Origin of the sequence: Devosia epidermidihirudinis (assembly GCF_000971295.1) — a bacterium.
GTDB lineage: Bacteria > Pseudomonadota > Alphaproteobacteria > Rhizobiales > Devosiaceae > Devosia > Devosia epidermidihirudinis.
The window spans coordinates 114,016-136,865 of the sequence record NZ_LANJ01000019.1 but is presented as its reverse complement, the minus strand read 5'-3'; the positions used below and the strand labels follow the sequence as shown (position 1 = coordinate 136,865).

Here is a 22,850-nt window from a genome sequence, read left to right as displayed (position 1 = left end):
GGTTGGAAGGACACGTTGTGGGCACATCACGTCTTTACACGCGCTTTGTGGCAGTTCTGTTTGTACTGTCCGGTATAGCCATCGCTATCGGTGGCGTCTGGCTGGCGGCCCTGGGTGGGTCGTTCGGCTACATCATTTTGGCCGTGGCGTTGCTCGCCACTGGCATTCTGGCCTGGATGGGCCGCCCCATATCCCTTTGGATTTACGCAGCAACGCTGGTCGGCGCCCTGATCTGGGCGCTGTTTGAGGTGGGCCTCGACTGGTGGGCGCTGGCGCCGCGCGGCGATGTGCTCGCCATTCTTGGTATTTTGCTGGCGCTCCCCTGGGCGGTGCGGGGGCTTGAGGCCTCGCCCGCGCGACGCGGCGGGTGGCTGTCACTGGTCGGTGCGATCGCGGCGACGATTGTCGTGGCGGTCATCGCCCTCTTTTCCAGTCCGCATGATGTGTCTGGGGACCTACCGGGGCTGCGGATGGCGGCGCTCCCGGCGGGGGCAGGCGATGTGCCTGATGGTGAGTGGCACGCTTACGGCCGCACATCCTATGGCCAACGCTATTCGCCACTGACCCAGCTCAACCCGGACAATGTCAGGAACCTGCAGGTGGCCTGGCAATACAACACTGGCGACGTGCGCGGCGAAAGCGATCCGGGCGAGACCACTTATGAGGTCACCCCGCTCAAGGTCGGCGATACGCTTTACCTCTGCACGCCACACAATCTGGTGGTGGCGCTCGACGCTGAAACGGGTGCCGAGAAGTGGAGCTACAATCCCAATCTGGCGCAGCCCAGCCCACAAGACGCCCAGCATCTGACCTGCCGCGGTGTGTCTTATTACGATGGCTCGCTCTATCCGCAGGCGACGATAGCTGCGGTGACGCCAGCCGTTACGACTGAGGCACAGCCAGCGGCAGAAACCCCGCTCAACCCAACGGGCCCGGGCACGGAGACCGCCACGGAAGATGCCGATAGCGGTCGCGCGTCGGCCGCAGACTGTGTGCAGCGCGTGTTCATGCCAACGGCTGATGGCCGCCTGATAGCCCTCAGCGCCCGCACCGGCCTGATCTGTCCCGGCTTCGGCGGCCCTGATGGGGCTGTCGATCTCTGGCAGAACATGCCCAACCAGCTGACAGGCTCATATTATTCGACATCACCACCGGTGGTGACGCCCTCGCTGATCATTGTGGGCGGCGCGGTCAATGACAACGTCTCGACCACCGAGCCCTCGGGCGTGATCCGGGCGTTTGATATCCATACCGGCGCGCTGGTGTGGAACTGGGACAGTCGCAATCCCGATGACACGTCCCCGATTGCGCCAGACGCCAAGTATATGGAGAACTCGCCCAATAGCTGGAGCGTGGCGAGCTATGATCCGAACCTGAACCTGGTCTATCTGCCCATGGGCAACCAGACGCCGGACCAGTATGGCGCCGACCGGGACCCAAAGGCCGCGCCTTATTCCTCCGCCATCGTCGCGCTCCATGCTGATACCGGCAAAGTCGCCTGGGCGTTTCAGGGCGTGCACCATGACCTTTGGGACATGGACGTGCCCGCTCAGCCCAGCCTGATCGATCTGACCATCAATGGGGCGGTTGTCCCAGCGCTGGTCGCGCCGACCAAGCAGGGCGAGATTTTCGTGCTGAACCGGGCGACGGGTGAGCCTGTCCTGCCGGTGACCGAAGTGCCTGCGCCCGGTGGTGCGGTGGCCGGGGATACAACCTCGCCAACCCAGCCCAAATCGGCGCTGTCGTTCGAGCCACCCCAGCTCACCGAGGCCTCCATGTGGGGCATGTCGATGTTCGACCAGCTGGCGTGCCGCATCGCGTTCAAGTCGCTGCGTTATGAAGGGCGTTTTACTCCGCCAAGCGAGCAGGGCTCGATCATCTATCCCGGCAATTTCGGCACCTTCAACTGGGGTGCCGTCGCGGTTGATCCTGAGCGCCAGATCATGTTCGGCATGCCGGTCTATCTCGCCTTCACCTCGCAACTGGTCAAACGTCCCAATGACACCGATCGTGTCACCACGACGCCAAACGAGGGGCCGTTCAACGAAAACTATGGGGCGCCCTACGCGGCGAAGATGGGTGCGTTCCTGTCGCCGCTTGGCCTGCCCTGCCAATCGCCCCCATGGGGCTATGTGGCGGGTGCAGATCTGACCACGGGCGAGATTGTCTACAAGCACGTCAATGGCACCGTGCAGGACCTCTCGCCTGTGCCTGTGCCGCTCAAAATGGGCGTGCCCGGCATTGGTGGCCCGATCCTCACCAAGGGCGGTCTCGCCTTCCTCAGCGGCACGATGGATTATTATCTGCGGGCCTACGACGCCACCAATGGCAACCAACTCTGGGAAAGCCGCCTGCCAGCCGGCGGGCAGGCGACGCCTATGACTTATTGGTCCGACATCAGCCAGAGGCAGTTCGTCATCGTGGTCGCTGGCGGGCACGGGTCCACCGGGACCAAGGCGGGTGACGCCATCATCGCCTACGCGCTGCCGAAGGGGCAGTAGTTGAAAATGAGAAGGGCCCGTGATGGCCCTTTTTTTGTTTGTGTTCGGCACGCCTCCCACCGCTCGTCACCCTCGGGCTTGACCCGAGGGTTCTTTGAGAACGCTCAGCAAGTGAAGAGCCCTCGGGTCAAGCCCGAGGGGGACGAGCGGTGGGGTTGGGGAGGTGTGTGTCCCAAGCGATGGGCAGGCAGTCGTCTCCCTCCCCCTTGTGGGGAGGGATCAAGGGTGGGGGTTATCTCTCCACCATCGCGCATGCGGCGACATACCCCCACCCGGCTCGATGGACGGACTTAGCCGCCGCTAAGTCCTATCTCGCCTCCCTCCCCACAAGGGGGAGGGAGGACGACTGAGGGATTTGAGGGAAGAGATCAGCCCAGCGCCTTGTCCACTGCGGGCTTCACCACAGTCCCGTACAGCTCGATGGCTTTCATGACCTTATCGTGGGGCAGGGTGCCGACGCTGAGCTGGAGGCCGAAGCGGTCGTGCTTGAACCACTCGTGCTGCATCAGGATCTTGTCGATGATCTCCTGGGGCGAGCCCATGAAGTAGGCACCGTTGGGCGTTGCGCCGGCTTCAAACTGGGCGCGGGTGGTTGGGGGCCAGCCGCGTTCCTTGCCGATGCGGCTCATGGCTTCGCTGTGAGCCGGGAAGGCGATGTTGCGCGCGTCCTGGCTGTCGGCGGCGATGAAGCCGTGCGAGCTGATGCCAACGGGCAGGCTCTTGGGATCGCGGCCCACCTTTTCAGCAGTCTCGCGATAGAATTCCACCAGCGGGGCAAACTGCTTGGGCTGGCCACCGATGATGGCGATCATCAGGGGCAGGCCATAATAGGCGGCGCGGGCCACCGAATTGGGCGTACCGCCCACGGCGATCCACACGGGTAGCGGGTTCTGCACCGTCTTGGGGAAAATCTCGATGCCGGGAATGGGCTTGGTATGGCTGCTGCCGGGCCAGGTGATCTTGCTGCCCTCGCGAATTTTCAGCAGTAGCTCAAGTTTTTCCTCGAACAGGGTGTCGTAGTCGTCGAGGTCCAGCCCAAACAGCGGAAAGCTCTCGATGAACGAGCCGCGGCCCGCCATGATCTCGGCACGGCCATTGCTCAACAGGTCCACTGTCGCAAACTGCTGCCAGACGCGGATCGGGTCTTCCGAGCTCAATACGGTCACGGCCGTCGAGAGGCGGATGTTTTTGGTGCGCGCCGCCGCGGCCGCCAGAATGGTGACCGGGGAGGACGCGACATAGTCGGGGCGGTGATGTTCACCCAGTCCGTAGAACGACAGGCCGAGCTGGTCAGCCAGCTCGATTTCCTCGAGCAGATCGCGCAGCCGGTCGGCCGGGCTCTGCAGGGCGCCGCCGTTCAGCGCGTCGGGGGTGTTTTCGGCAAACGAATATAGTCCGAGTTCCATGGGATGACCTCTTTGTTGAGGCACAGATGGCGCGGACGGGAGGGACGATCAAGAACGCACATGGGTGTAACCGCGCACCGGTCCGGTGCGCGGCAGAAGCAAAACCTAGACGTTGCTGTTCGACGGCGTATAGGCGTAGGGCGAAACGGGCGTGGCAGCCGGCTGCGGCGCGGCTTCGCCAGCGGACTTGTGGATTTCGGCGACGAGGCCAGGATCAAGCTTGAGCTTGCTGGCCAGGGCATCGAGATAGGCGCGCTCTGCGGCGGTATCGGCCGTAATGGCGACCAGCGAGGCGGCATAGATTTCGACTGCATGCTCGGGCGTGTCGGCGCGGGCCACCACGGCATTGATGTCGAGCGGCGTCGACAGCTCATCGAACACCCAGGCCTTTTCTTCGGAGGACAGGCTCATGGTTTCGAGCTTGCCGAAAATGGCTTCCTTCTCGTCGGCGTCGATGCGCCCGTCCGCCTTGGCGGCGGCGATCATGGCGCGCACCAGGGTCTTGCCCAGCTCTTCCTGCGCCGCGCTGTTGGCGGGCGGAATGAAGGCGTCCTGCTGCGGCGCGGGGGCAGAACCCTGCTGGTTCTGCTGATGGTTTTGCCAGGCCTTGTAGGCCAGGCCACCGACAGCCGCGACAGCGCCGATCTTGGCGGCATTGCCGGCGAGCTTGCCCAGACCGCCGCCGCTCAGCAGCATGCCGGCGGCAAGGCCTGCGGCGCCGGTCATTGCGGTGCGCTGGGTATTGGGGTCGGACTGTAAGGCTTTGAGGATCTGGTCGATGTTGAACATGGAAAGCTCCGTGGCTGTGGAGTGCAGGTGGGGATGGGGCAGGGCTCGCGCAAGTCGTGCGCCGTGAGCGATGTTGCCGCAGACACGACAAGGCCCTGACGGGGCGGTCAGGGCCTTGATTAGCCTCAGAGGGAGGAGCTGAGGCGTGTCGGCTTCAGCTTAGTTAGCGGCAGGAGCCGTTTCGGCTGGGGCCGGAGTGGTTGCAGCAGGGGCTGCAGCATTTGCTGGGGCCTCAACGGCTGGTGCCGCTGGCGTTGCCGGAGCCGGCGTCATTGGGGCTGCGTCCGTCGCTGGAGCCGCTGGGGCTTCAGTCATTGGCGCTGGCGCAATGGTTGGGCTAGCCGGTGCCTCAACTGCTGGCGTGGTGCTGGTTGCACTTGGCCCAGTCGTGGTGCCGGAATTGGCAGAAAAGACCAGGTAACCGATGGCGAGCAGTGCAAGCACTACAATGATGCCGACGAACCAGCCGGTGCCGTTGCTTTCGCGGGCGTAGACTGTGCGGTTGCCATCAGGGGTATAAACGGTATCGCGGTCAGGGGTAGCCATGATTTCGCTCCTTTGTTTCACCGTATGGATAAGAAACGCGAGGCTTTTGGTTTTGTTCCCAGATACGTGATCACGCCGAAAAAAGTTCGTACGCACGAACAAATGCCCGCTGAACCAAGGGGCTAGCGGGCAGATAATCGCGGGCGGATGAGGCGGGACGGCGCCAGACCTAGATGTCAGGCGTTTTTTCCTTGCCCGGTTTTTTGGAAATCTTGTCGATCAGGGCCAGGAACAGGGCCGACACGATGAAGGTCAGATGCAGGATCGTGTACCACATGATCTGGTTGTCGGTGTATTTCGGCACGTTCAGGAAGATCTGCAGCAGGTGGATCGAGGAGATCGCCACGATGGTGGAGGCGACCTTGATCTTGAGCGAGCCGGCATCGATCTGACCGAGCCAGTGCACGTCGTCATCATTGTCGAAGCGCGACACGAAGTTTTCGTAGCCCGAGATGATCACCATCACCACCAGACTCGCGATCAGCGCGGCATCGATCAGCGCCAGAATCTTGAGGATGGTCTCGGTTTCATCGAGATCGAACAGGTGGCTGGCGAAATCGAACAGCTTAACGCCGAAGGTGATTGCATAGAGCGCGAGCGCAATGCCGAGGCCAATGTAGAACGCCACCAGAAGCCAGCGAGAGGCCAGGATGATGCTCTCGACGAAAATTTCCAGACGCTTCATCGTACCCGCTCCAACCGAAGGTGCTCAGACATATCGATTTTATGGAGACTGACAAGGTGGTTCACCGGCGCGGCGACGGCGATCACCGGCCGGTAAACCTGTTGGAGGCCCTCGCATCCAACTGTCTGCATAATAAGCAGCAATTTTACTCATACGCATCAGCTATTTGCTGCATTACGCAGAAAAAAGGCCGGGCGATGTGCCCGGCCTCTCCGTTAACCTTTGGACGCCGCTTATTTGCTGGCGACCGTGATCAGTGGCGTGATGCGGCGGATGGTGACGCGGCGGTTTTCACGCTCGGCCTTTTCCGTCCGAATCTTGAGGTAGCGTTCGCCATAACCCTGGGTGGCCAGATTCTGTGGCGGCACGCCGTAGAAGTCGGTCAGGATGCGGGCCACTGTAGCAGCGCGTAGATCCGACAGCTTCAGGTTGGCAATGTCCGAACCCACCGCGTCGGTGTGACCTTCGATGAGGAAGGTTTCGCCCGGATTGGTGGCGAGCAGCTGCAGCATGGCATTGGCCACGTTGGACAGTGAGTTCACCTGATCGCGGCCGATGGTGGCAGCGCCGGTATCAAACGTCAGGCCGCCAACTTCGAGCTTACGCACGCTGTCACGCACGCGGGCCGAACGCTTGACCTCGTCGATCGAATAGAGACGGGCGACCTGCTCGACCGGTGGCTGGGCGAAGAAGGTCTGAACCTGGCGCTCATCCGCGTAGGACGCGTCGAGCACGTAGTCACGCACCGGAATGTTCAGGCGCAGTGGAGGCAGGTCGAGGCCTGGGTCGCGCCAGGAATTCAGCTGGTTGTCGTAGCGGTCATCGAAATAGGCCAGCACATATTCACGGCCGCTCGGATCAAAGCTGGAGCGACGCAGGATGTCGCCATTGCGGTTGCGCACTGTGACGATCTGGCTGCCATCAGGACGGGTAATGGTTTCGCGGGTGCGGCCATTGCTGAGGTTTTCGTAGAAAATCTCGTCCTGCTGCGGATTGTAGAAGCGGTCGGTATCCTGACCGATGGCGTTGACGATCAGCTGGGTGCCGACCTGCAGAATAACCTGAGTGATGGCCTGGCCCGGATCGAGCGGCTGGATCACCGTGTTGTTCTGCTGGTTGATGACCGTCGTCGAGTTGTCGACGTTCACATTGGTATTGTTGACGGTGTTGTTGGTCGTGTTGTTGACCGTATTGTTCTGGGTGTTGTTCGTCACATTGTTGGTGACGTTGTTCACGACAGTGGTCTGGTTGATGATGGTGACGTTCTGCGGCACATCCTGTGGCGCCAGCGCCGCAGCTTCCACTGCATTGCCCTCGTCAAGACGTGCGGACATGGCGGCAGCATCGGCTGGACGCTGGAAGTCGGCCTGAGCGGCGGCGTCGTCCGTTGGCGGGGCAGCGATTACGGCTGGCGTAGCAGAGGCTGCAGGGGCCTGACCTTCGATTGGAACGAGATCGCCATCCTTGGCGCTGTCCAGCACGGGAGCGAGCTGCTCCTGGGTGATGCCGGCAGGCAGGTTTTCGATCACTTCGGTCTGCTCATCGGGCAGCGATTCAGGTGCAACGGGCGCTTCTGGCTGAGCTGGTGCCTCAGGTTGGGTTGCTGGAGCTTCTGGCTGCACGGCTGGGGTTTCAGCCGCAGGCGGCACGGCAATGCCGGGCACGGCTGGCAAGGTCAGGCCGTTCTGGGCAAGGCAGGTTGCGGTGTCTGGGTAACCGGCCTGAGCGCACAGGGCGTCGATCTCGGCCTTGGCGGCAGCGATCTGCGACTGAGCGGTCGTGGCGTCGCCGCCGGACATCAGGTCGGCGATAGCGCCGTTATAGAGGTCGATCTGAGCGGCAAGCGCGCCAGAAATGTCGGCCTGTGGTGCAGGGGCGGGCGCTGGGGCTGGAGCAGCTTCCGGGGCTGGAGCCGGAGTGGCTTCTGGCTGCGGTGCTGGTGCAGCCTCTGGCTGAGGTGCTGGTTCGGGCTGAGGCGCGGGCGCTTGCTCAGCGGCAGGAGGCTGCTCAACCGCAGGGGCCGGCTCAGCGGCAGGCGCCTGCTGTGGCTCTGGAGCTGGGGCTGGCTCGACCACTGGCGCTGGTTCCGGCTGGGGAGCCGGTTCAGGCTGTGGTGCAGGCTCGGGCTGCGGCGCTGGTTCTGGCTGTGGAGCGGGTTCCGGCTCTGGTGCCGGCGCGGGCTCTGGCGCAGGGGCTGGCTCGGGCTGCGCTTCCTGTACGGGCGCTGCTTCTGGCTCAGGGGCCGGCGCTGGTTCGGCAACGGGTTCTGGTGCGGGCTCGGGAGCCGGCGCTGCAGCGGGTGCGCCGCCACCGGTTGCCGAAGCAATGCACTCATCAATGCTGGAAAAGCCCGCCACGATGCACGCGTCACGCAAGGCGCCCTGGGCAGCCTCGGTTGCGGCAGCGTCGCCGGATGCCTGTGCGGCAGCGAGCTGCTGGTAGGCGGCAATAACGCCACTATCCTGCGCACGCACGGTCATGGGCGTCAGGGCCATGAGACCGATACTGGTACCGGTCAGAAGCCAGTTTCTAAGGCGCATTGTTTTTTCCTCTTAGTTCATTCTTGGTGCAAGCATCGCGATGTCTGTCTGAACACAGACTGAATGGTTCTGACGACGATCAAACGAGCCCAATTCCCCCGCAACACAGCAACGCCGGGTCTTGGCGATGGTTCCACATTTTGCCGTGTTCGAATAGGCGGGTTGATGATGGCGCGAGTGGGGCAAGTGGTTGGGCCGATTGTATGAAAGCCATGCTGCCGAGCGCCGTCAGTTCGTGCTAGGCCTTTGATATGCAGCAGGCAATCGACATCGTCACAATCGACACCAGGGGGCAGGGCCTCTACGAATTCACCCGCGCAGTGCGTCGTTTCGTCGACGCATCGGGCATCACCACGGGCCTGCTGACCGCCTATGTGCGGCACACATCCTGCTCGTTGCTGATCCAGGAAAATGCCGATGATGGCGTCAAGGTCGACCTCGACGGCTTCTTTGCGCGTCTGGTGCCCGAGGGCATGACCTGGCTCGTGCACACCGCCGAAGGGCCTGACGATATGCCCGCCCACATCAAGGCGGCGCTAACGCAGACATCCATCGGCATTCCTGTGGCCGATGGCAGCCCCGTGTTCGGCACCTGGCAGGGCCTCTATCTCTTTGAGCACCGCCGTCGCCCGCATCGGCGCGAAGTGGTGCTGAACATCATTGGAGAGCATTGATGGATTGGACGGTCATCGCCGCCTACTGGCCCTTCGTGATTGGGCTGATGGTGACGGGCGTGTTCTCGGGCATCGCCGCTGGACTCTTGGGCATTGGCGGTGGGGCCATCATCGTGCCCGCACTGGCGACCGCCCTGTCGATCATGGGGTATGGGTCCGATCAGGTGCAGCACGTGGCTGTGGGCACCTCGCTCGCCATCATCATTCCCACCGGGATCATGAGTGCGCGGGCGCATTACCAACGCGGCGCGCTCGATATGAGCGTGCTCAAGCTCTGGGCGCCGTTCATTGTGGTCGGCACGCTGATTGGCGGGCTGATGGCCGGGTTCTTCTCGGGCGATGTGCTGCGCATCGTCTTCGCAGTGATGGCCTTCATCATTGCCGCCAATATCGTCTTTGGCTTTCAGACCAGGTTGATGGGGCACCTCAAGGGCTCGTCGCTGACACACCGCGTCTCCGCCTTTGTGGTTGGCTATATTTCTGCGCTGATGGGCATTGGCGGTGGCTCGCTCACGGTGCCGACGCTGGTGGCGTTTGGCACGAGCATGCACGCGGCCGTGGGCACCTCGGCCGGCATTGGTGTTGCCATCGCCATTTCGGGCACCATCGGTTTCATCATTTCGGGGTGGGGCGTTGAGGGGCTGCCGCCGCTCAGCCTTGGCTATATCAATCTGGTGGCGCTGGTGCTGGTGGCGGTGCTGGCCGCTGCCTTTGCGCCGCTGGGCGCAGCCCTTGCCCACCGGATGGACCAGAAGACGCTCAAATACGTCTTTGCGGCATTCCTGGTGGTGGTCGGGCTCAATATGCTCTGGAAGGTTCTGGCGGGCTAGGCTCAACGCTCAGAGAAGGGTTGGTGGGGACGGGTGACTACGGGTCCGTCCCCACCGCCCAAGCCCCCTCAAGGGAGGGGTATCTTGGAATCTGTTATTTGGTTTCGTTCAGTTCCCAGGCAACGCTGACGTTGATCGAGAACGTCATTTCGCCAGCTTCAACTGGAACGGCTGCGGCCGAAATGTCTGCGCGGGCATACATCGGGCTTGGGCCGGCATTGTAACCCTGGGTCTCGGTGATCGAGACGATGTCCTCGAGCTTGCCACCAGCGGCAGCGGCATAAAGCTCAGCCTTGGTGCGGGCATCGGCGAAAGCGGCCTTGCGGGCTTCGTTCAGCAGCGCGGATGGATCGGCAACCGAGAAGCTCACGCCATTGACGGTGTTGGCGCCAACCGTAACCGAACGGTCGAGGATCGAGCCAAGGTCAGCCAGCTTGCGCACGACGACGGTGACGCCATTGCTGACCTGGTAGCCATTGATCTTTGGCGGCAGGGTGTAACCCTTGTCGTCACGCTCGTCGGTGTAGACGTAGTTCGGGCTAACCGTGAAACCAGTGGTCTGGATGTCACGGGCTTCGATGCCTGCGTCCTTGAGAGCGGCGATCAGGTCGGTCATTGCCTTGGTATTCAGATCAAGCGCTTCGCGGGCAGTGGCGCCCTGCGTGGTCACGCCCGAGTTGATTGCGGCAGTATCTGGCGTTGCCGTGACTTCACCGCGACCCTCGATGGAGATGTTCCCGGCGAAGGCGGGAAGGGTCATGCCAGCGAGAAGAGCGAGAGGGGCAAGGGCAGCGAAACGGCGCATAGGATACTCCATGATCGTGTTGAGGGGACTACTCCCCATCCATTGCGTCAGTATTGCGGCGCACATGAACGGCAGTTGAACAAGCTTGTGGAGTTTGTGTCGTCATAAGTATGACTTATAACGAAGGTAGCGCTTGCGAACGGTGCTGCCACTGGTTAGTCACAGGCCAGCTTTTCCAGCCTTTGTGCGCCCGTCTTGACGATTTGGCGTGTTTTGGCCTCAACAAATCACCGTGGGCAGCCTATGTAGTGGGTTGATCCTCTTCATCAGTTTCGCACTCCAGCCATGGTCTCAGCGCATGCTGGCTCCGTTGGGTGCATCTACCTCCCAGACTATTCGAAAGGCACTTCATATGAGCGAGCTGCACCGCAACCTGATCGACGGCGAGTGGGTTGGTACGGACGGGGTCGAGAACATCAACCCATCCAACACCGCCGAAGTGGTGGGCGTTTATGCGCGCGCTACAGCTGAAGAAACCAAGCAGGCGATTGCTGCTGCCAAGGCTGCGTTTCCAGCCTGGTCGCGTTCGGGCATTCTCGAGCGTCACGCCATTCTCTCCAAGGCCAGCCAGGAAATCCTGGCCCGCAAGGCCGAGCTGGGTGAGCTGCTGAGCCGCGAAGAGGGCAAGACCCTTCCAGAAGGCATTGGTGAAGTGACGCGCGCTGCGCAGATTTTCGACTTTTTCGCTGGTGAAGTGCTGCGCCTTGCTGGCGAAGTGCTGCCGTCGGTGCGTCCGGGCGTTGGCGTTGAGATCACCCGTGAGCCAATCGGCGTCATCGGCATCATCACGCCATGGAACTTTCCCATTGCCATCCCGACTTGGAAGATTGCTCCGGCTCTGGCCTATGGCAACACAGTCGTGATCAAGCCAGCCGATCTGGTTCCAGGCTCCACCTGGGCGATCGTCGACATTCTGGTGCGTGCAGGCCTGCCCAAGGGCGTGCTGAACCTCGTGATGGGCAAGGGTTCGGTTGTCGGTCAGACCCTGCTCGACAGCAAGGACGTTACCGCCATCAGCTTCACCGGCTCGGTGGGCACCGGCAAGCGCGTTGCTGCCGCTTCGATTGAACACAACCGCAAGTTCCAGCTCGAAATGGGCGGCAAGAACCCGACCGTCGTGCTTGATGACGCCGACCTTAAGGTCGCTGTTGAAACGGTTGCCCAGTCGGCCTTCTTCTCCACCGGCCAGCGTTGCACGGCGTCCTCGCGCATCATCGTCACGGAAGGCATCCACGACGCATTCGTTGAGGCTCTCGCAGAGCGCACCCGCAATCTGCGCGTCGGCGATGCCCTCGCCAAGGACACCGAGATCGGCCCTGTGGTTGATCCAAGCCAGCTCAAGCAGGACACCGACTACATTGCCATCGGCAAGTCGGAAGGCGCCAAGCTGGTTGCCGGTGGCGAACTGGTAAAGGCTTCCACGGAAGGCTACTTCCTGCAGCCAACCCTGTTCACCGAAGCCACCAATTCCATGCGCATCAGCCGCGAAGAGATCTTCGGGCCGGTGGCATCGGTCATCCGCGTCAAGGATTACGAAGAAGCCCTGGCGACCTCGAACGACACCGATTTCGGCCTCAGCGCCGGCATCGTCACCACCTCGCTAAAGTATGCGACCCACTTCAAGCGCAATGCTGAAGCCGGCATGGTGATGGTCAACGTCCCAACCGCTGGCGTGGACTTCCACGTGCCATTCGGCGGCCGCAAGGGCTCGTCCTACGGCCCTCGCGAACAGGGCAAGTACGCATCCGAGTTCTTCACCGTCGTGAAGACCGCCTACACCGCCGCTGGCTAGTTGCGGTTAAGTCCGGCGCAACGACGCCAGAACAATCCTACATCCCCCCCGGGCCCACGCTCGGGGGTGTTCTTTTTGGCGACCGCTACTCGCCCAGCAGACCTCATCCTGAGCTTGTCGAAGGACGAGGTCATGCCATCGCGGCCCTCCACTAGCCCGACCGCGTGGTTCGACAGGATCACCATGAGGTCTCAGTGGTGTCTGCTGCTGTCCTGTCTCTTCTCTGCGCGACGCCGTCATTTTCCCCACCAAGTAGTTTTTGCCCCCGCAAGCTCGGCAACGGTGCCGCCGCAACCGCCCGGAAAATGGGCGCATATGCGGCGAGAAGGTGGCGTGCAGAATTATTTTGTCTTGATGGCTGTATCAGTGTGGTCTCTGAAAGTTACAGAACAACATAATTCGTATACGGGGCAATATGATTGGGACAGCGTTTAGTTGATTTTCCAAGTTGTCGCACGATCAGTTTACAGTGGTGCGGCAAATATTGGGTGATTTGACACATATGATCTGTCTCCCTATGGTCTGGCTACTCAGATAAATCCAGGAGTGACCTGATGATATTGAAATCCGGTGGCATTGCCGCCGCGATGGCTGTTGCCTTCTTTTCCGTTTCTAGTCTTCCCACCATGGCCCAGGACGAGGGCGCCGCTGCCTGCGGCACCGACCGGACCATCGACATTGCCGAGATGACCTGGCCCTCCGCGGCCGCCTTGGCGCATATCCATGCCAAAATTCTTGAGGCCGGTTTCGGGTGCGATGTTGCCATCGTCACCGGAGATACCGTGCCCACCACCAGCTCGATGGTGACGCGCGGCTCGCCTGCTGTTGCGCCAGAGCTGTGGACCAGCACCGTTCAGGATCAGTGGGACGCAGCCCTTGCCGAGGGCTCCGTTGTTGCCCTTGGCGGCGCCATCACCGATGGCACGATCGAAGGCTGGTTCATTCCGCGCTATACGCAGGAAGCCCATCCCGAGATCGTCAGCGCCGAAACGGCGATTGCCAATCCGAGCGTGTTCCCGGACCCCGAGGATTCCAGCAAGGGCCGCATCTATTCGTGCCCTCCCGGCTGGGGCTGCGAGCTGGCCACTACAGCACTGTTTGACGCCTATGACATGAGCGGCGCGTGGAACCTGTTCTCGCCCGGTTCGGGTGGTGCGCTGGACGCCTCGATTGCCCGCGCCTTCACCCGCGAAGAGCCGATCCTGTTCTACTACTGGGGTCCAACGGCCATCCTGGGCAAGTTCGACGCTGTGGCGCTGGACATGGGTGAAACCCTGCCAGAGGTTTATGCCTGCAACACCGATCCGGACTGCAATGAGCCAGCCGGCGTGACGGCCTATCCGTCCTCGCCCGCCATCGTTGGTGCCGCCGCCTGGCTGCAGGAAGAGGCACCTGTGATCGCCGAGTACTTCACCAAGGTTGGCCTGACCAATGCCGAAATCAGCGAGCTGCTGGTCTATGGCGACGAAAACCAGGCCGACGCCGCCGCAACGGCCGAGAACTTCCTCAAGACCAAGGAAGATCTCTGGAGCGGCTGGGTGTCGCCAGAAGTTGCCGAAAAGGTTCGCGCCAGTATCAGCTGATCGCTCCTCACAGCGATAGCGCAGCGGCCGGGTTTCGATCCGGCCGCTTTTCCGTTCCGCGCCCAATCCCCAAGCGAGCTGTCGCCGGCTCCCTTGGGGATAGCGCGCGCCAGATCAACGGCCCGGTGGGCCAATGAAAGTGACACAACGTGTTCCCTCAACTGATTGATACGCGCCCGCTGCGTCGGGCTATCGACGATGGCCTGAACTGGGTCGTGCGCAACTGGGGCGATGGCTTTGAAGCCGCCGCCTATCCGCTGCTGATGCTGCTCAAGGGCATTGAAGACCTGCTGATCGCCACGCCATGGTGGTTGATCATCGCCATTCTGACCGGTATCGCCTGGCTGGCCACGCGCAGCTGGAAGCTGCCGCTGGTGGTGCTGCTGTCGCTGCTGTTCCTGGGTCTGATGGACCTATGGAAGGACGCCATGACTACCATGGCCCTGATGATCGCGGCGACGCTCACCGCCATTGTGGTGTCGATCCCGGTCGGTGTCTGGATGAGCCGCTCGCTCAATGTCCGCAAGATTTTCACGCCCGTGCTCGATCTGATGCAGACGCTGCCGAGCTTTGTTTATCTCATCCCCACGGTGATGATCTTTGGCCCCGGCAAAATCCCGGCGCTGATCGCCACCATCGTTTATGCCGCGCCGCCGCTGATCCGCCTCACCGATCTGGGCCTGCGCTCGGTCGATCCAGCCGTGATGGAAGCCAGCCGCGCCTTTGGCACCAATCCGCGCCAGCGCCTGCTCGGCGTGCAGATCCCGTTGGCGCTGCCTACCATTCTCGCGGGCATCAACCAGACCACGATGATGGCACTCTCGATGGTGGTGATCGCCTCGATGATCGGCGCTGGTGGGCTGGGCTATCAGGTGCTGCAGGGCATTGGCCGGCTTGAGGTCAGCCGTGGGCTATTTGCCGGTCTTGGTATCGTCGTGCTGGCGATCATCTTTGATCGCATCACCCAGTCGTTCGGCAAACAATTGCAGGGCCGTATCGGCCTGGCGGAGGCGAAGTCATGAGTATCGAAGCCAATCCAAACCTCGCCATTGCCATGCGTGGCGTCACCAAGATCTTTGGCGACAATCCGCAGGTGGCGCTTGAAATGCTCCGGTCTGGCCGGTCCAAGGCTGACGTGCAGGCCGAAACGGGCCACGTGGTCGGGCTCGACAATGTCTCTCTCGATATCGCCAAAGGACAGATTTTTGTGGTGATGGGCCTGTCGGGGTCGGGCAAGTCAACACTGATCCGTCACGTCAACCGGCTGATCGAGCCGACTGCCGGGGAGATCATTGTGGATGGCACCGATGTGCTGACGATGACGCTGGCGCAATTGCGCAGCTATCGCCGTAGCAGCGTCGCCATGGTGTTCCAGAAGTTCGGCCTGTTGCCGCATCGCTCGGTGATCGACAATGTCGCCTATGGGCTCGAAGTGCGCGGCGTTGCCAAAAAGCAGCGCACGGAAGAAGCCGCCAAGTGGATCGAGATCGTCGGACTGGCTGGTTACGAAAACTCGCAGCCGCGCCAGCTCTCCGGTGGCCAGCAGCAGCGCGTGGGTCTGGCCCGGGCGCTGGCGCTCGATACCGACATCATTTTGATGGATGAGGCGTTTTCCGCGCTCGACCCGCTGATCCGCTCGGGCATGCAGGATCAGTTGATCGAGCTACAGAAGTCGCTGGGCAAGACCATCCTGTTTATCACGCACGACTTCGACGAAGCGCTCAAGATCGGCGACCGCATTGCCGTGCTCAAGGATGGTGCGCTCCAGCAGGAGGGCAAGCCCGAAGATATCGTGCTGCGGCCCGCCAATGAGCATATCGAGGAGTTCGTGCGGCAGGTGAACAAAGCCCGCGCCATCCATGTGCGTTCGATCATGGAGCGCGGCGCAACCGAACCGTGTGAACGCTCAGTGCCCATGGACGCCCGCTGCGAAGACGTGCTGCCACTCTTCGCCGAGCATCAATGGGTTGGTGTCCTCGACAATGACGGCAACCAGATCGGCCGAGTCACCGCCAAGCAGGTCATCAAGGCCCTGGCTCGCTACAGCCCCGACGCGGCTTAGGCGACGTCCCAAACCCGGTGACATCGGTGGCGGGGGCGTCACCCCACCCTCATTCCCCCCATCAAGGGGAGGGAGGCGCATGCCCCTTCACAACCACGACGTCATTCCGGCGCATGCCGGAATCCATGCTGAAGACTATCCCGGCGCTGGATGAGTTGGATCGCCACGGACCTGGATCCCGGCCTACGCCGGGATGACACCTGTGGGTGGGAAGCCAGATAAACTCACCCCCGCCGGAGCGGGGGTGACAATCATTCAGGCAACCTGCGAGAACCGCTCGTCGAACGCGTAACCCGCGCCGCGGACCGTGCGGATGGGGTCGCTTTCGCGGCCGCGGTTGATGGCGCGACGGAGGCGGCCGATGTGGACGTCGACCGTGCGTTCGTCGACATAGACATCATTGCCCCAGACGCCATCAAGCAGTTGCTCGCGCGAATAGACACGGCCGGGGTGGCGCATCAGATATTCGAGCAGGCGGTACTCGGTTGGCCCAAGGTGCACGTCGCGGTTGGCGCGGCGGACGCGGTGGGTGGTGCGGTCGAGCTCGAGATCGCCGACCTTGAGGGCGGCCGTCACCAGGTTTGGATTGGCGCGGCGGAGCAGGGCGTGGATACGCGCCACCAGCTCGGGCACCGAGAAGGGCTTGACGACATAGTCGTCGGCGCCGGTGGCCAGGCCCCGCACGCGCTCTTCTTCTTCGCCACGCGCCGTCAACATGATGATCGGCACACGGGCGGTTTCTTCGCGGGCGCGCAGGCGGCGGCACAGCTCGATGCCGGAGACTTCGGGCAGCATCCAGTCGAGCAGGATCAGGTCTGGCAGTTTGTCTTGAATCGCGTGTTGCGCTTCGTCGCCCGTTTCGGCGGTGACAACGCGGAAGCCTTCGGCCTCCAGATTGTAGCGCAGCAGAATGGCGATATCGCCTTCGTCTTCAACGACGAGGATCGTAGCCGGCATGGGTGGCTCCCATTGTGCCGGACTTTGCCGGCCATCAATTCTATCGGGCCGTCACCCCCGCTGTTGCGGGAGTGACGTCATGGGTGGTGCAAGCCCCTATCAGGGCTTGATCTGGGTCCGGTGCAGTTCCTGCACGTCGGATGTCAGCTGCTTGCCGGTCTTGAGGTAGTAAGCGCGCTCGGCAATGTTGGTGGCGTGGTCGCCGACGCGTTCCAGGCTCTTGGCGCAGAACAGCAGGTGCGTGCAGGGCGTGATGTTGCGCGGATCTTCCATCATGTAGGTCAGGAGTTCGCGGAACAGCGAGGTGTGCATGGCATCGACTTCGTCGTCGCGGTTGCACACTTCGATGGCCATGGCTTCGTCGCGCGCCGCATAGGCGTCGAGCGCTTCCTTGATCTGGCGCAGCACCAGCGCCGTCATGTTCTTGACGCCGTTGTAGAAGGTTGGCTGCAGGCTCAGGCCCTCGAGCTTGAGCGAGCGGCGGGCCAGCTGCTTGGCCATGTCGCCAACGCGTTCGAGATCAGCCGCGACGTGGATCGAGGTGATGATCGAGCGCAGGTCCGACGCCATGGGCTGGCGACGGGCGATCATGGAGACGGCCATGTCGTCGATCTTGCGCTGCATGTCGTCGATGCGCTGGTCGGCGATGATGGTGACGTCGGCCAGCTCGCGGTCTAGCTTGAGCAGGGCCTTGGTGCCATTCTCGATGGCGACTTCAACCTGGCCACCCATTTCGGAGATGAGCTGGGCGAGGGCGACGAGTTCGTCGCCATAGGCGGATACGATGTGGTCTTTGCCGATATTGGCCATGATAATTGCTCCCGCCCTTAGCCGATACGGCCCATGATGTAGTCCTGGGTCTGCTTGTTGATCGGGTTGGTGAAGATGTCTTCGGTGACGCCTTCCTCGATCAGATTGCCCAGATGGAAGAAGGCCGTTTTCTGCGAAACGCGGGCGGCCTGCTGCATGGAGTGGGTGACGATGACGATGGTGTAGTTTTCGCGCAATTCGTCGATCAGTTCTTCGATGATGGCGGTGGCGATCGGGTCGAGTGCCGAGCAGGGCTCGTCCATCAGGATCACTTCGGGGCCAACGGCGATGGCGCGGGCAATGCACAGACGCTGCTGCTGACCCCCCGAAAGACCGGTGCCGGGTTCGTTGAGCCGATCCTTCACCTCTTCAAACAGGCCCGCCTTGCGCAGCGAGGACACAACGATTTCGTCCAGATCGGTCTTGGACTTGGCCAGGCCATGGATGCGTGGACCATAGGCGACGTTGTCGTAGATCGACTTGGGGAACGGATTTGGCTTCTGGAACACCATGCCGATACGGGCACGCAGTTCCACCACGTCCAGGTTCGGATCGTAGATATCGTCGCCGTCGAGCTTGATCGTGCCGCCAACCTTGGCGCCTTCGATGGTGTCGTTCATGCGGTTAATGCAGCGCAGGAAGGTCGACTTGCCGCAGCCCGATGGTCCGATGAAGGAGGTCACGGCGCGGTCTGGGATATCGATCGAAATGCCATGCAGGGCCTGCTTGGCGCCGTAGTGCACGGTGACATCGCGGGCGGTCAGGCGGATTTGGCGTTCAAGAGCGTCAGTCGGATTCATGGCGGTGTTCACGGTTTGCTGGGTCATCTTAACCTTGCCGGCAAGCATATCCATTTTGGCTAAGTCCTTCTATGCGCGCTTTTCGAGGCGCGTCCGCAGGAAGATGGCGATGGCGTTAAGCAGGATCATGAAGCCCAGCAGCACGATGATGGCTGCAGAGGTGCGGGCTTCGAAGAAGTTGCGGTTTTCATTGCCCTGCCAGAGGAAGATCTGGACGGGCAGAGCGGTGGCCTGATCGAGCGGGGTGGCGGGCACCGAGGCGACGAAGGCATTCATGCCGATCAGCAGCAGCGGCGCGGTTTCACCCATGGCCTGAGCCACACCAATGATGGTTGCGGTCAGGATCGAGGGCAGGGTCACCGGCAGCACATGGTGGAACACCATCTGCGTCTTGGATGCACCCATTCCGAGAGCGGCCTGGCGGAGAGCGGGCGAAACGCCCTGCAATGCGCCGCGGGTAGCAATGATGATGGTTGGAAGCGTCATCAGTGTCAGCACCAGACCACCGACCAATGGAGCCGAGAGGGGCAGGTGCAGGTAGTTGATGAACACCGCCGCGCCGAGCAGACCGAACACGATGGATGGCACGGCCGCCAGGTTGTTGATGTTGACTTCGATCAGGTCGGTCAGACGCGACTTGGGAGCGAACTCTTCGAGATAGATGGCGGAGGCCACCCCGATTGGCACAGCCAGCAGGATCACCACCAGCATCATGTAGAGCGAGCCCATGAAGGCACCGGCCAGACCTGCGGCGGCAGGAGCAGCGCGGCTGTCCACATTGGTGAAGATCGACCAGGCAAAGCCCGAGGAGATCGTGCCATTGGCTTCGAAGGTGTCGATCAGGTTGCGGGCCGGGGCCGACAGCTGCTGCTGAGCGTCGCCCAGGTTGCGGTCGATATTGCCTTTGACCCAGTTGTCGGCATTGGCCGAAGCCAGCACGTCAACTTCGATGGTTTTGCCCAGCAGGGTTGGATCGGCGACGAACATGTCGCGGATCTGGTGGCGGGCATTGGTCTCGGCAATGGTCAGGATCTGGCGGCTGTCGATCTCAAAACCGGCAGGAGCGGCGGCGCGGAGCGATGCCTCGACCACCTTGTTCCAGTTCAGCAGGGCGACGTCACGCTGCCACTTGAGGTTGGCGGCGCGGAAGTCGGCGTCGGACTGGCCAGCGGTGCGGACCGGAGCGGGGTCTACGCCGATGGTTTCTGGATCGTAGGTCACCGACAGGTGCAGGTTGGACTGCGTAAAGGCTGGAATGCCCTTGGACAGAACGTCGGCGAACAGCAGGGCCACAAAGCCCAGTGCGAGGACGATGGCGCCCAGGCCGAAGCCCTTGAAGATGGCTTCTGTCAGGTGGCGCTTGCGCAGGCCGGCGCGGATGAGCTTGGTGCGCTCGGCGGAAGCGTTGGTTGTGGTTGAGAGCGTGTCGGTCATGATTATTCGTACTGCTCCCGGAAGCGACGGACGATGTAGAGGGCGACGATGTTGAGCAGCAGGGTCATCACGAACAGGGTGAGGCCCAGGGCGAAGCCGACGAGAGACTGGGGACCAGCAAAGTCGGTGTCGCCCGTCAGCTGATTGACGATGGACACGGTGATGGTCGAGACCGGCTCAAGCGGGGTGCCGCGTAGGATGGGGCTGTTACCGGCGGCAAGCACCACGATCATGGTTTCGCCGATGGCGCGGCTGACAGCCAGCAGGAAGGCGCCGACAATGCCGGGCAGTGCGGCTGGCAGCAGCACGTTGCGGATGGTTTCGGACTGGGTTGCGCCCAGACCGTAGGCGCCGTCGCGCAGGGTGCGTGGCACCTGGTTGAGAATGTCATCGCTGAGCGAGGAGATGAAGGGGATGATCATGATCCCCATGACGATACCGGCGGTCAGGGCGCTGGTGGCGCTGACGCTGATGCCGATGGCGGCGCCGGCATCACGCAGGAATGGACCAACCGTGACCAGGGCGAAGAAGCCGTAGACGATGGTTGGGATACCGGCGAGGATTTCGATCAGTGGCTTGGCGACGGCACGCAGCTGACGCGGCGCATATTGGCTGAGATAGATTGCGGCCATCAGGCCGACCGGAACGGCGACCAGCATGGCGATGGCTGCAACCATCAGCGTACCCGACAGCAGCGGCAGCAGGCCGTACTGACCGTAATCACCAGCGACGGTCGAGGAGAACTTTGGGTTCCACACGGTGCCGAAGAAGAAGTCGATCGGGTTGATGAAGGTGAAGAAGCGGATGGCTTCGGTCAGCAGCGAGGCGACAATGCCCAGCGTGGTCAGGATTGCAACGCCCGAGCAGGCCAGCAGGGCCAGGTTGACGATGCGCTCAACCGAGTTGCGGGCCCGGAGGCGAGCCGTGATGCGGCTGCGGGCAAACAGCAGGGCGGCGATACCGGCGGCGATGGCGACACCGGCGACGAGCAGCGAGGTCAGCAGCTGGAACGAGCGCAGCGATTCACCGGCGGCCTGTTCGTAAGGGGCCAGTTCGCCAGTTACGCCATAACCGCTGGCGATGGACTGCAGACGCAGCACGGCATTGTTGAGGCCCATCTGGTCGAGACCGCCAATCACGTCGGCAGGGATCTGCGACACGGCGAAGGAACGAACGATGTCAGGGCCAAAATAGCCCCAGAGGGCCAGAATGATGAGGGTAGGGACCAGGGTCCAGATCGCGACCAGCGAGCCGTGATATTGTGGACGGGAGTGAACCTTGACGCCGTTTGGCGTTGCCAGGTTCCGGCTGCGCGACCAGCCCACCTGATATGCGATGCCGAGCAGGACAAGCAACAGTCCGGCAATGAGGAAGGAATTCATTGTGTGTCGTTTGCCCCCGCGGGAAGGAGAAGGACCGCGCCGAGGCGCGGTCCTGATTGGAGATTACTGAGAAGCGCCAGCTTCGAAGGCGGCAAGGACCTCAGCGGTCTTTTCCGGAGCCTGTGGGATCAGGCCAGCGGCCTCGAGCGTGCCGCCATTGCCAGCAATGCCTTCCGAGAGGAAGAACTGGACGTATTCTTCGATGCCAGGAATGGTGCCGATGTGCTGGCCCTTGACGTAGAAGAACAGTGGGCGGGACACTGGGTATTCACCGGCGATGACGGACTCGTTGGAAGGAACGACGCCGTTGATGGTGGCAACCTTGAGGGTGTCCTTGTTCTGCTCGTAGAACGACAGACCGAACACACCAACGGTGTCCTTATTCGAGGTCAGGCGAGCCAGAGTTTCGGTGTAGTCGCCAGCGATTTCGATGACGACGTCCTGACGGAGCGCGGTGCAAGCGTCATCTGGATGACCTTCTGGCAGACCGGCTTCTTCACAACCAGCGGTGACAACCTTCTCCTGGAAGACTTCACGGGTGCCGTGGTTCGAGCCTGGGATGGCCAGGGCGATGGTCTGGTCTGGCAGCGAAGCGTCGATTTCGCTCCACTTGGTGTAGGGGTTTGGCACGAAGGCACCGTCAACGACGACGTTGGCAGCGATGGCCTTGTAGATCTGCAGTGGGGTCAGGGCGAAATCTGGACCAGCAGCAGCCGAGGCAAACACGATGCCATCATAGCCGAACTGGATTTCGCGGATGTCGGTGACGCCAGCGGTGGTGCAAGCTTCACGCTCAGCGGTCTTGATTGGACGCGATGCGTTGGCGATGTCGATGGTTTCTGCGCCGACGCCAGCACAGAACTGCTTCAGGCCGCCACCGGTGCCGCCCGAACCGACGACTGGCGTCTTGAACTCTGGGAAGGCAGCGCCGAATTCTTCAGCAACGATCGAAGCGAATGGCAGAACGGTGGACGAACCGGCGATCTGGATGGTGTCGCGCGACTGGGCAAAAGCGGAGGTGGTGCCGATTGCGGCGAGCGCGATCACGGCAGCGCTGGCGTAAAGTGCAGACTTCATGGGAATTTCCCTCTCGGAATTCGTTTCAAACCTGGCTGGCCAACCCGGAAGTTCATACTCCGGCGCCGCCCTTTGACGCTGCAGACCATATGGTTGCCACGCGACAGTTTTATTGCGGTTGCATGACGCGTTTGTGACGGCCTAAACATCTGAAATATATGAATTATCGCCGCAACA

The 22,850-nt window shown here is 61.9% G+C and carries 19 protein-coding genes; 7 read left to right on the top strand and 12 right to left on the bottom strand.

Annotated elements, in window-relative coordinates; translation table 11 throughout:
• The first annotated feature begins 17 nt into the window (after positions 1 to 17).
• Positions 18 to 2,501, top strand: a complete 2,484-nt coding sequence (locus WH87_RS12380) for a membrane-bound PQQ-dependent dehydrogenase, glucose/quinate/shikimate family (protein ID WP_245622405.1) — start codon at positions 18 to 20, stop codon at positions 2,499 to 2,501.
• Positions 2,502 to 2,869: 368 nt separating this feature from the next.
• Here WH87_RS12380 and WH87_RS12375 read toward each other — a convergent pair whose 3' ends face one another.
• The 5 genes from WH87_RS12375 to WH87_RS12355 all read right to left on the bottom strand — a co-directional run bounded on the left by WH87_RS12375 (position 2,870) and on the right by WH87_RS12355 (position 8,467).
• On the bottom strand, positions 2,870 to 3,907 hold the full coding sequence (locus WH87_RS12375; RefSeq protein WP_046137467.1) for an LLM class flavin-dependent oxidoreductase: 1,038 nt from the start codon (positions 3,905 to 3,907) through the stop codon (positions 2,870 to 2,872).
• A gap of 105 nt (positions 3,908 to 4,012) precedes the next feature.
• Entirely contained in the window at positions 4,013 to 4,696 is a 684-nt protein-coding gene (locus WH87_RS12370; protein ID WP_046137468.1) for a tellurite resistance TerB family protein, read from the bottom strand.
• A 159-nt stretch (positions 4,697 to 4,855) separates the two neighbouring features.
• A complete protein-coding gene (locus WH87_RS12365; protein WP_052726179.1) occupies positions 4,856 to 5,242 on the bottom strand; it encodes a hypothetical protein in 387 nt (128 codons plus the stop codon).
• Between the two features lie 169 nt (positions 5,243 to 5,411).
• On the bottom strand, positions 5,412 to 5,927 hold the full coding sequence (locus WH87_RS12360) for a TIGR00645 family protein (RefSeq protein ID WP_052726180.1): 516 nt from the start codon (positions 5,925 to 5,927) through the stop codon (positions 5,412 to 5,414).
• 233 nt (positions 5,928 to 6,160) lie between these two features.
• A complete protein-coding gene (locus WH87_RS12355) occupies positions 6,161 to 8,467 on the bottom strand; it encodes an OmpA family protein (RefSeq protein WP_156458215.1) in 2,307 nt (768 codons plus the stop codon).
• A 251-nt stretch (positions 8,468 to 8,718) separates the two neighbouring features.
• Between WH87_RS12355 and WH87_RS12350 the strand changes: the two genes are divergently transcribed.
• A complete protein-coding gene (locus WH87_RS12350; protein ID WP_046137469.1) occupies positions 8,719 to 9,141 on the top strand; it encodes a secondary thiamine-phosphate synthase enzyme YjbQ in 423 nt (140 codons plus the stop codon).
• The gene (locus tag WH87_RS12345; protein WP_046137470.1) at positions 9,141 to 9,971 is read left to right on the top strand and encodes a sulfite exporter TauE/SafE family protein; all 831 of its coding nucleotides are present in this window, start codon (positions 9,141 to 9,143) and stop codon (positions 9,969 to 9,971) included. The genes WH87_RS12350 and WH87_RS12345 overlap by 1 nt, the downstream gene beginning before the upstream one ends.
• Positions 9,972 to 10,065: 94 nt before the next feature.
• On the opposite strand, the gene WH87_RS12340 is transcribed toward WH87_RS12345, so the two are convergent.
• Positions 10,066 to 10,776, bottom strand: a complete 711-nt coding sequence (locus WH87_RS12340; RefSeq protein ID WP_046137471.1) for an SIMPL domain-containing protein — start codon at positions 10,774 to 10,776, stop codon at positions 10,066 to 10,068.
• A gap of 352 nt (positions 10,777 to 11,128) precedes the next feature.
• On the opposite strand from WH87_RS12340, the gene WH87_RS12335 reads away from it, so the two are divergent.
• From WH87_RS12335 to WH87_RS12320, 4 genes are all read left to right on the top strand, one after another.
• Positions 11,129 to 12,568 (top strand): aldehyde dehydrogenase family protein, encoded by a 1,440-nt coding sequence (locus WH87_RS12335; protein WP_046137472.1) that lies wholly within the window; start codon positions 11,129 to 11,131, stop codon positions 12,566 to 12,568.
• Between the two features lie 554 nt (positions 12,569 to 13,122).
• The gene (locus WH87_RS12330; RefSeq protein ID WP_046137473.1) at positions 13,123 to 14,151 is read left to right on the top strand and encodes a glycine betaine ABC transporter substrate-binding protein; all 1,029 of its coding nucleotides are present in this window, start codon (positions 13,123 to 13,125) and stop codon (positions 14,149 to 14,151) included.
• A 149-nt stretch (positions 14,152 to 14,300) separates the two neighbouring features.
• Positions 14,301 to 15,173, top strand: a complete 873-nt coding sequence (locus WH87_RS12325; RefSeq protein WP_046137474.1) for an ABC transporter permease — start codon at positions 14,301 to 14,303, stop codon at positions 15,171 to 15,173.
• The gene (locus WH87_RS12320; protein ID WP_046137475.1) at positions 15,170 to 16,213 is read left to right on the top strand and encodes a quaternary amine ABC transporter ATP-binding protein; all 1,044 of its coding nucleotides are present in this window, start codon (positions 15,170 to 15,172) and stop codon (positions 16,211 to 16,213) included. Before WH87_RS12325 ends, WH87_RS12320 begins: the two co-directional genes overlap by 4 nt.
• A 255-nt stretch (positions 16,214 to 16,468) precedes the next feature.
• On the opposite strand, the gene phoB is transcribed toward WH87_RS12320, so the two are convergent.
• From phoB to WH87_RS12290, 6 genes are all read right to left on the bottom strand, one after another.
• Entirely contained in the window at positions 16,469 to 17,170 is a 702-nt protein-coding gene (gene phoB, locus WH87_RS12315; protein WP_046137476.1) for a phosphate regulon transcriptional regulator PhoB, read from the bottom strand.
• A 99-nt stretch (positions 17,171 to 17,269) separates the two neighbouring features.
• Positions 17,270 to 17,980, bottom strand: coding sequence for a phosphate signaling complex protein PhoU (gene phoU, locus WH87_RS12310; RefSeq protein WP_046137477.1), 711 nt, complete (start codon positions 17,978 to 17,980; stop codon positions 17,270 to 17,272).
• Between the two features lie 17 nt (positions 17,981 to 17,997).
• A complete protein-coding gene (pstB, locus tag WH87_RS12305; RefSeq protein ID WP_245622408.1) occupies positions 17,998 to 18,780 on the bottom strand; it encodes a phosphate ABC transporter ATP-binding protein PstB in 783 nt (260 codons plus the stop codon).
• A gap of 69 nt (positions 18,781 to 18,849) precedes the next feature.
• Positions 18,850 to 20,214 carry a phosphate ABC transporter permease PstA gene (gene pstA / locus WH87_RS12300; protein WP_082092669.1) on the bottom strand — a complete coding sequence of 455 codons (1,365 nt, stop codon included), beginning with the start codon at positions 20,212 to 20,214 and terminating at the stop codon, positions 18,850 to 18,852.
• Between the two features lie 2 nt (positions 20,215 to 20,216).
• Positions 20,217 to 21,596, bottom strand: coding sequence for a phosphate ABC transporter permease subunit PstC (gene pstC / locus WH87_RS12295; protein ID WP_046137479.1), 1,380 nt, complete (start codon positions 21,594 to 21,596; stop codon positions 20,217 to 20,219).
• Positions 21,597 to 21,659: 63 nt separating this feature from the next.
• A complete protein-coding gene (locus WH87_RS12290) occupies positions 21,660 to 22,673 on the bottom strand; it encodes a substrate-binding domain-containing protein (RefSeq protein ID WP_052726182.1) in 1,014 nt (337 codons plus the stop codon).
• Positions 22,674 to 22,850 lie beyond the last annotated feature (177 nt).

What these genes read in the sequence shown, in the direction of transcription:
- WH87_RS12375 (WP_046137467.1), bottom strand. Translation starts at nt 3,907, where the DNA reads ATGGAACTCGGACTATATTCGTTTGCCGAAAACACCCCCGACGCGCTG.
- WH87_RS12370 (WP_046137468.1), bottom strand. Translation starts at nt 4,696, where the DNA reads ATGTTCAACATCGACCAGATCCTCAAAGCCTTACAGTCCGACCCCAAT.
- WH87_RS12365 (WP_052726179.1), bottom strand. Translation starts at nt 5,242, where the DNA reads ATGGCTACCCCTGACCGCGATACCGTTTATACCCCTGATGGCAACCGC.
- WH87_RS12360 (WP_052726180.1), bottom strand. Translation starts at nt 5,927, where the DNA reads ATGAAGCGTCTGGAAATTTTCGTCGAGAGCATCATCCTGGCCTCTCGC.
- WH87_RS12355 (WP_156458215.1), bottom strand. Translation starts at nt 8,467, where the DNA reads ATGCGCCTTAGAAACTGGCTTCTGACCGGTACCAGTATCGGTCTCATG.
- WH87_RS12350 (WP_046137469.1), top strand. Translation starts at nt 8,719, where the DNA reads ATGCAGCAGGCAATCGACATCGTCACAATCGACACCAGGGGGCAGGGC.
- WH87_RS12345 (WP_046137470.1), top strand. Translation starts at nt 9,141, where the DNA reads ATGGATTGGACGGTCATCGCCGCCTACTGGCCCTTCGTGATTGGGCTG.
- WH87_RS12340 (WP_046137471.1), bottom strand. Translation starts at nt 10,776, where the DNA reads ATGCGCCGTTTCGCTGCCCTTGCCCCTCTCGCTCTTCTCGCTGGCATG.
- WH87_RS12335 (WP_046137472.1), top strand. Translation starts at nt 11,129, where the DNA reads ATGAGCGAGCTGCACCGCAACCTGATCGACGGCGAGTGGGTTGGTACG.
- WH87_RS12330 (WP_046137473.1), top strand. Translation starts at nt 13,123, where the DNA reads ATGATATTGAAATCCGGTGGCATTGCCGCCGCGATGGCTGTTGCCTTC.
- WH87_RS12320 (WP_046137475.1), top strand. Translation starts at nt 15,170, where the DNA reads ATGAGTATCGAAGCCAATCCAAACCTCGCCATTGCCATGCGTGGCGTC.
- phoB (WP_046137476.1), bottom strand. Translation starts at nt 17,170, where the DNA reads ATGCCGGCTACGATCCTCGTCGTTGAAGACGAAGGCGATATCGCCATT.
- phoU (WP_046137477.1), bottom strand. Translation starts at nt 17,980, where the DNA reads ATGGCCAATATCGGCAAAGACCACATCGTATCCGCCTATGGCGACGAA.
- pstB (WP_245622408.1), bottom strand. Translation starts at nt 18,780, where the DNA reads ATGAATCCGACTGACGCTCTTGAACGCCAAATCCGCCTGACCGCCCGC.
- pstA (WP_082092669.1), bottom strand. Translation starts at nt 20,214, where the DNA reads ATGACCGACACGCTCTCAACCACAACCAACGCTTCCGCCGAGCGCACC.
- pstC (WP_046137479.1), bottom strand. Translation starts at nt 21,596, where the DNA reads ATGAATTCCTTCCTCATTGCCGGACTGTTGCTTGTCCTGCTCGGCATC.
- WH87_RS12290 (WP_052726182.1), bottom strand. Translation starts at nt 22,673, where the DNA reads ATGAAGTCTGCACTTTACGCCAGCGCTGCCGTGATCGCGCTCGCCGCA.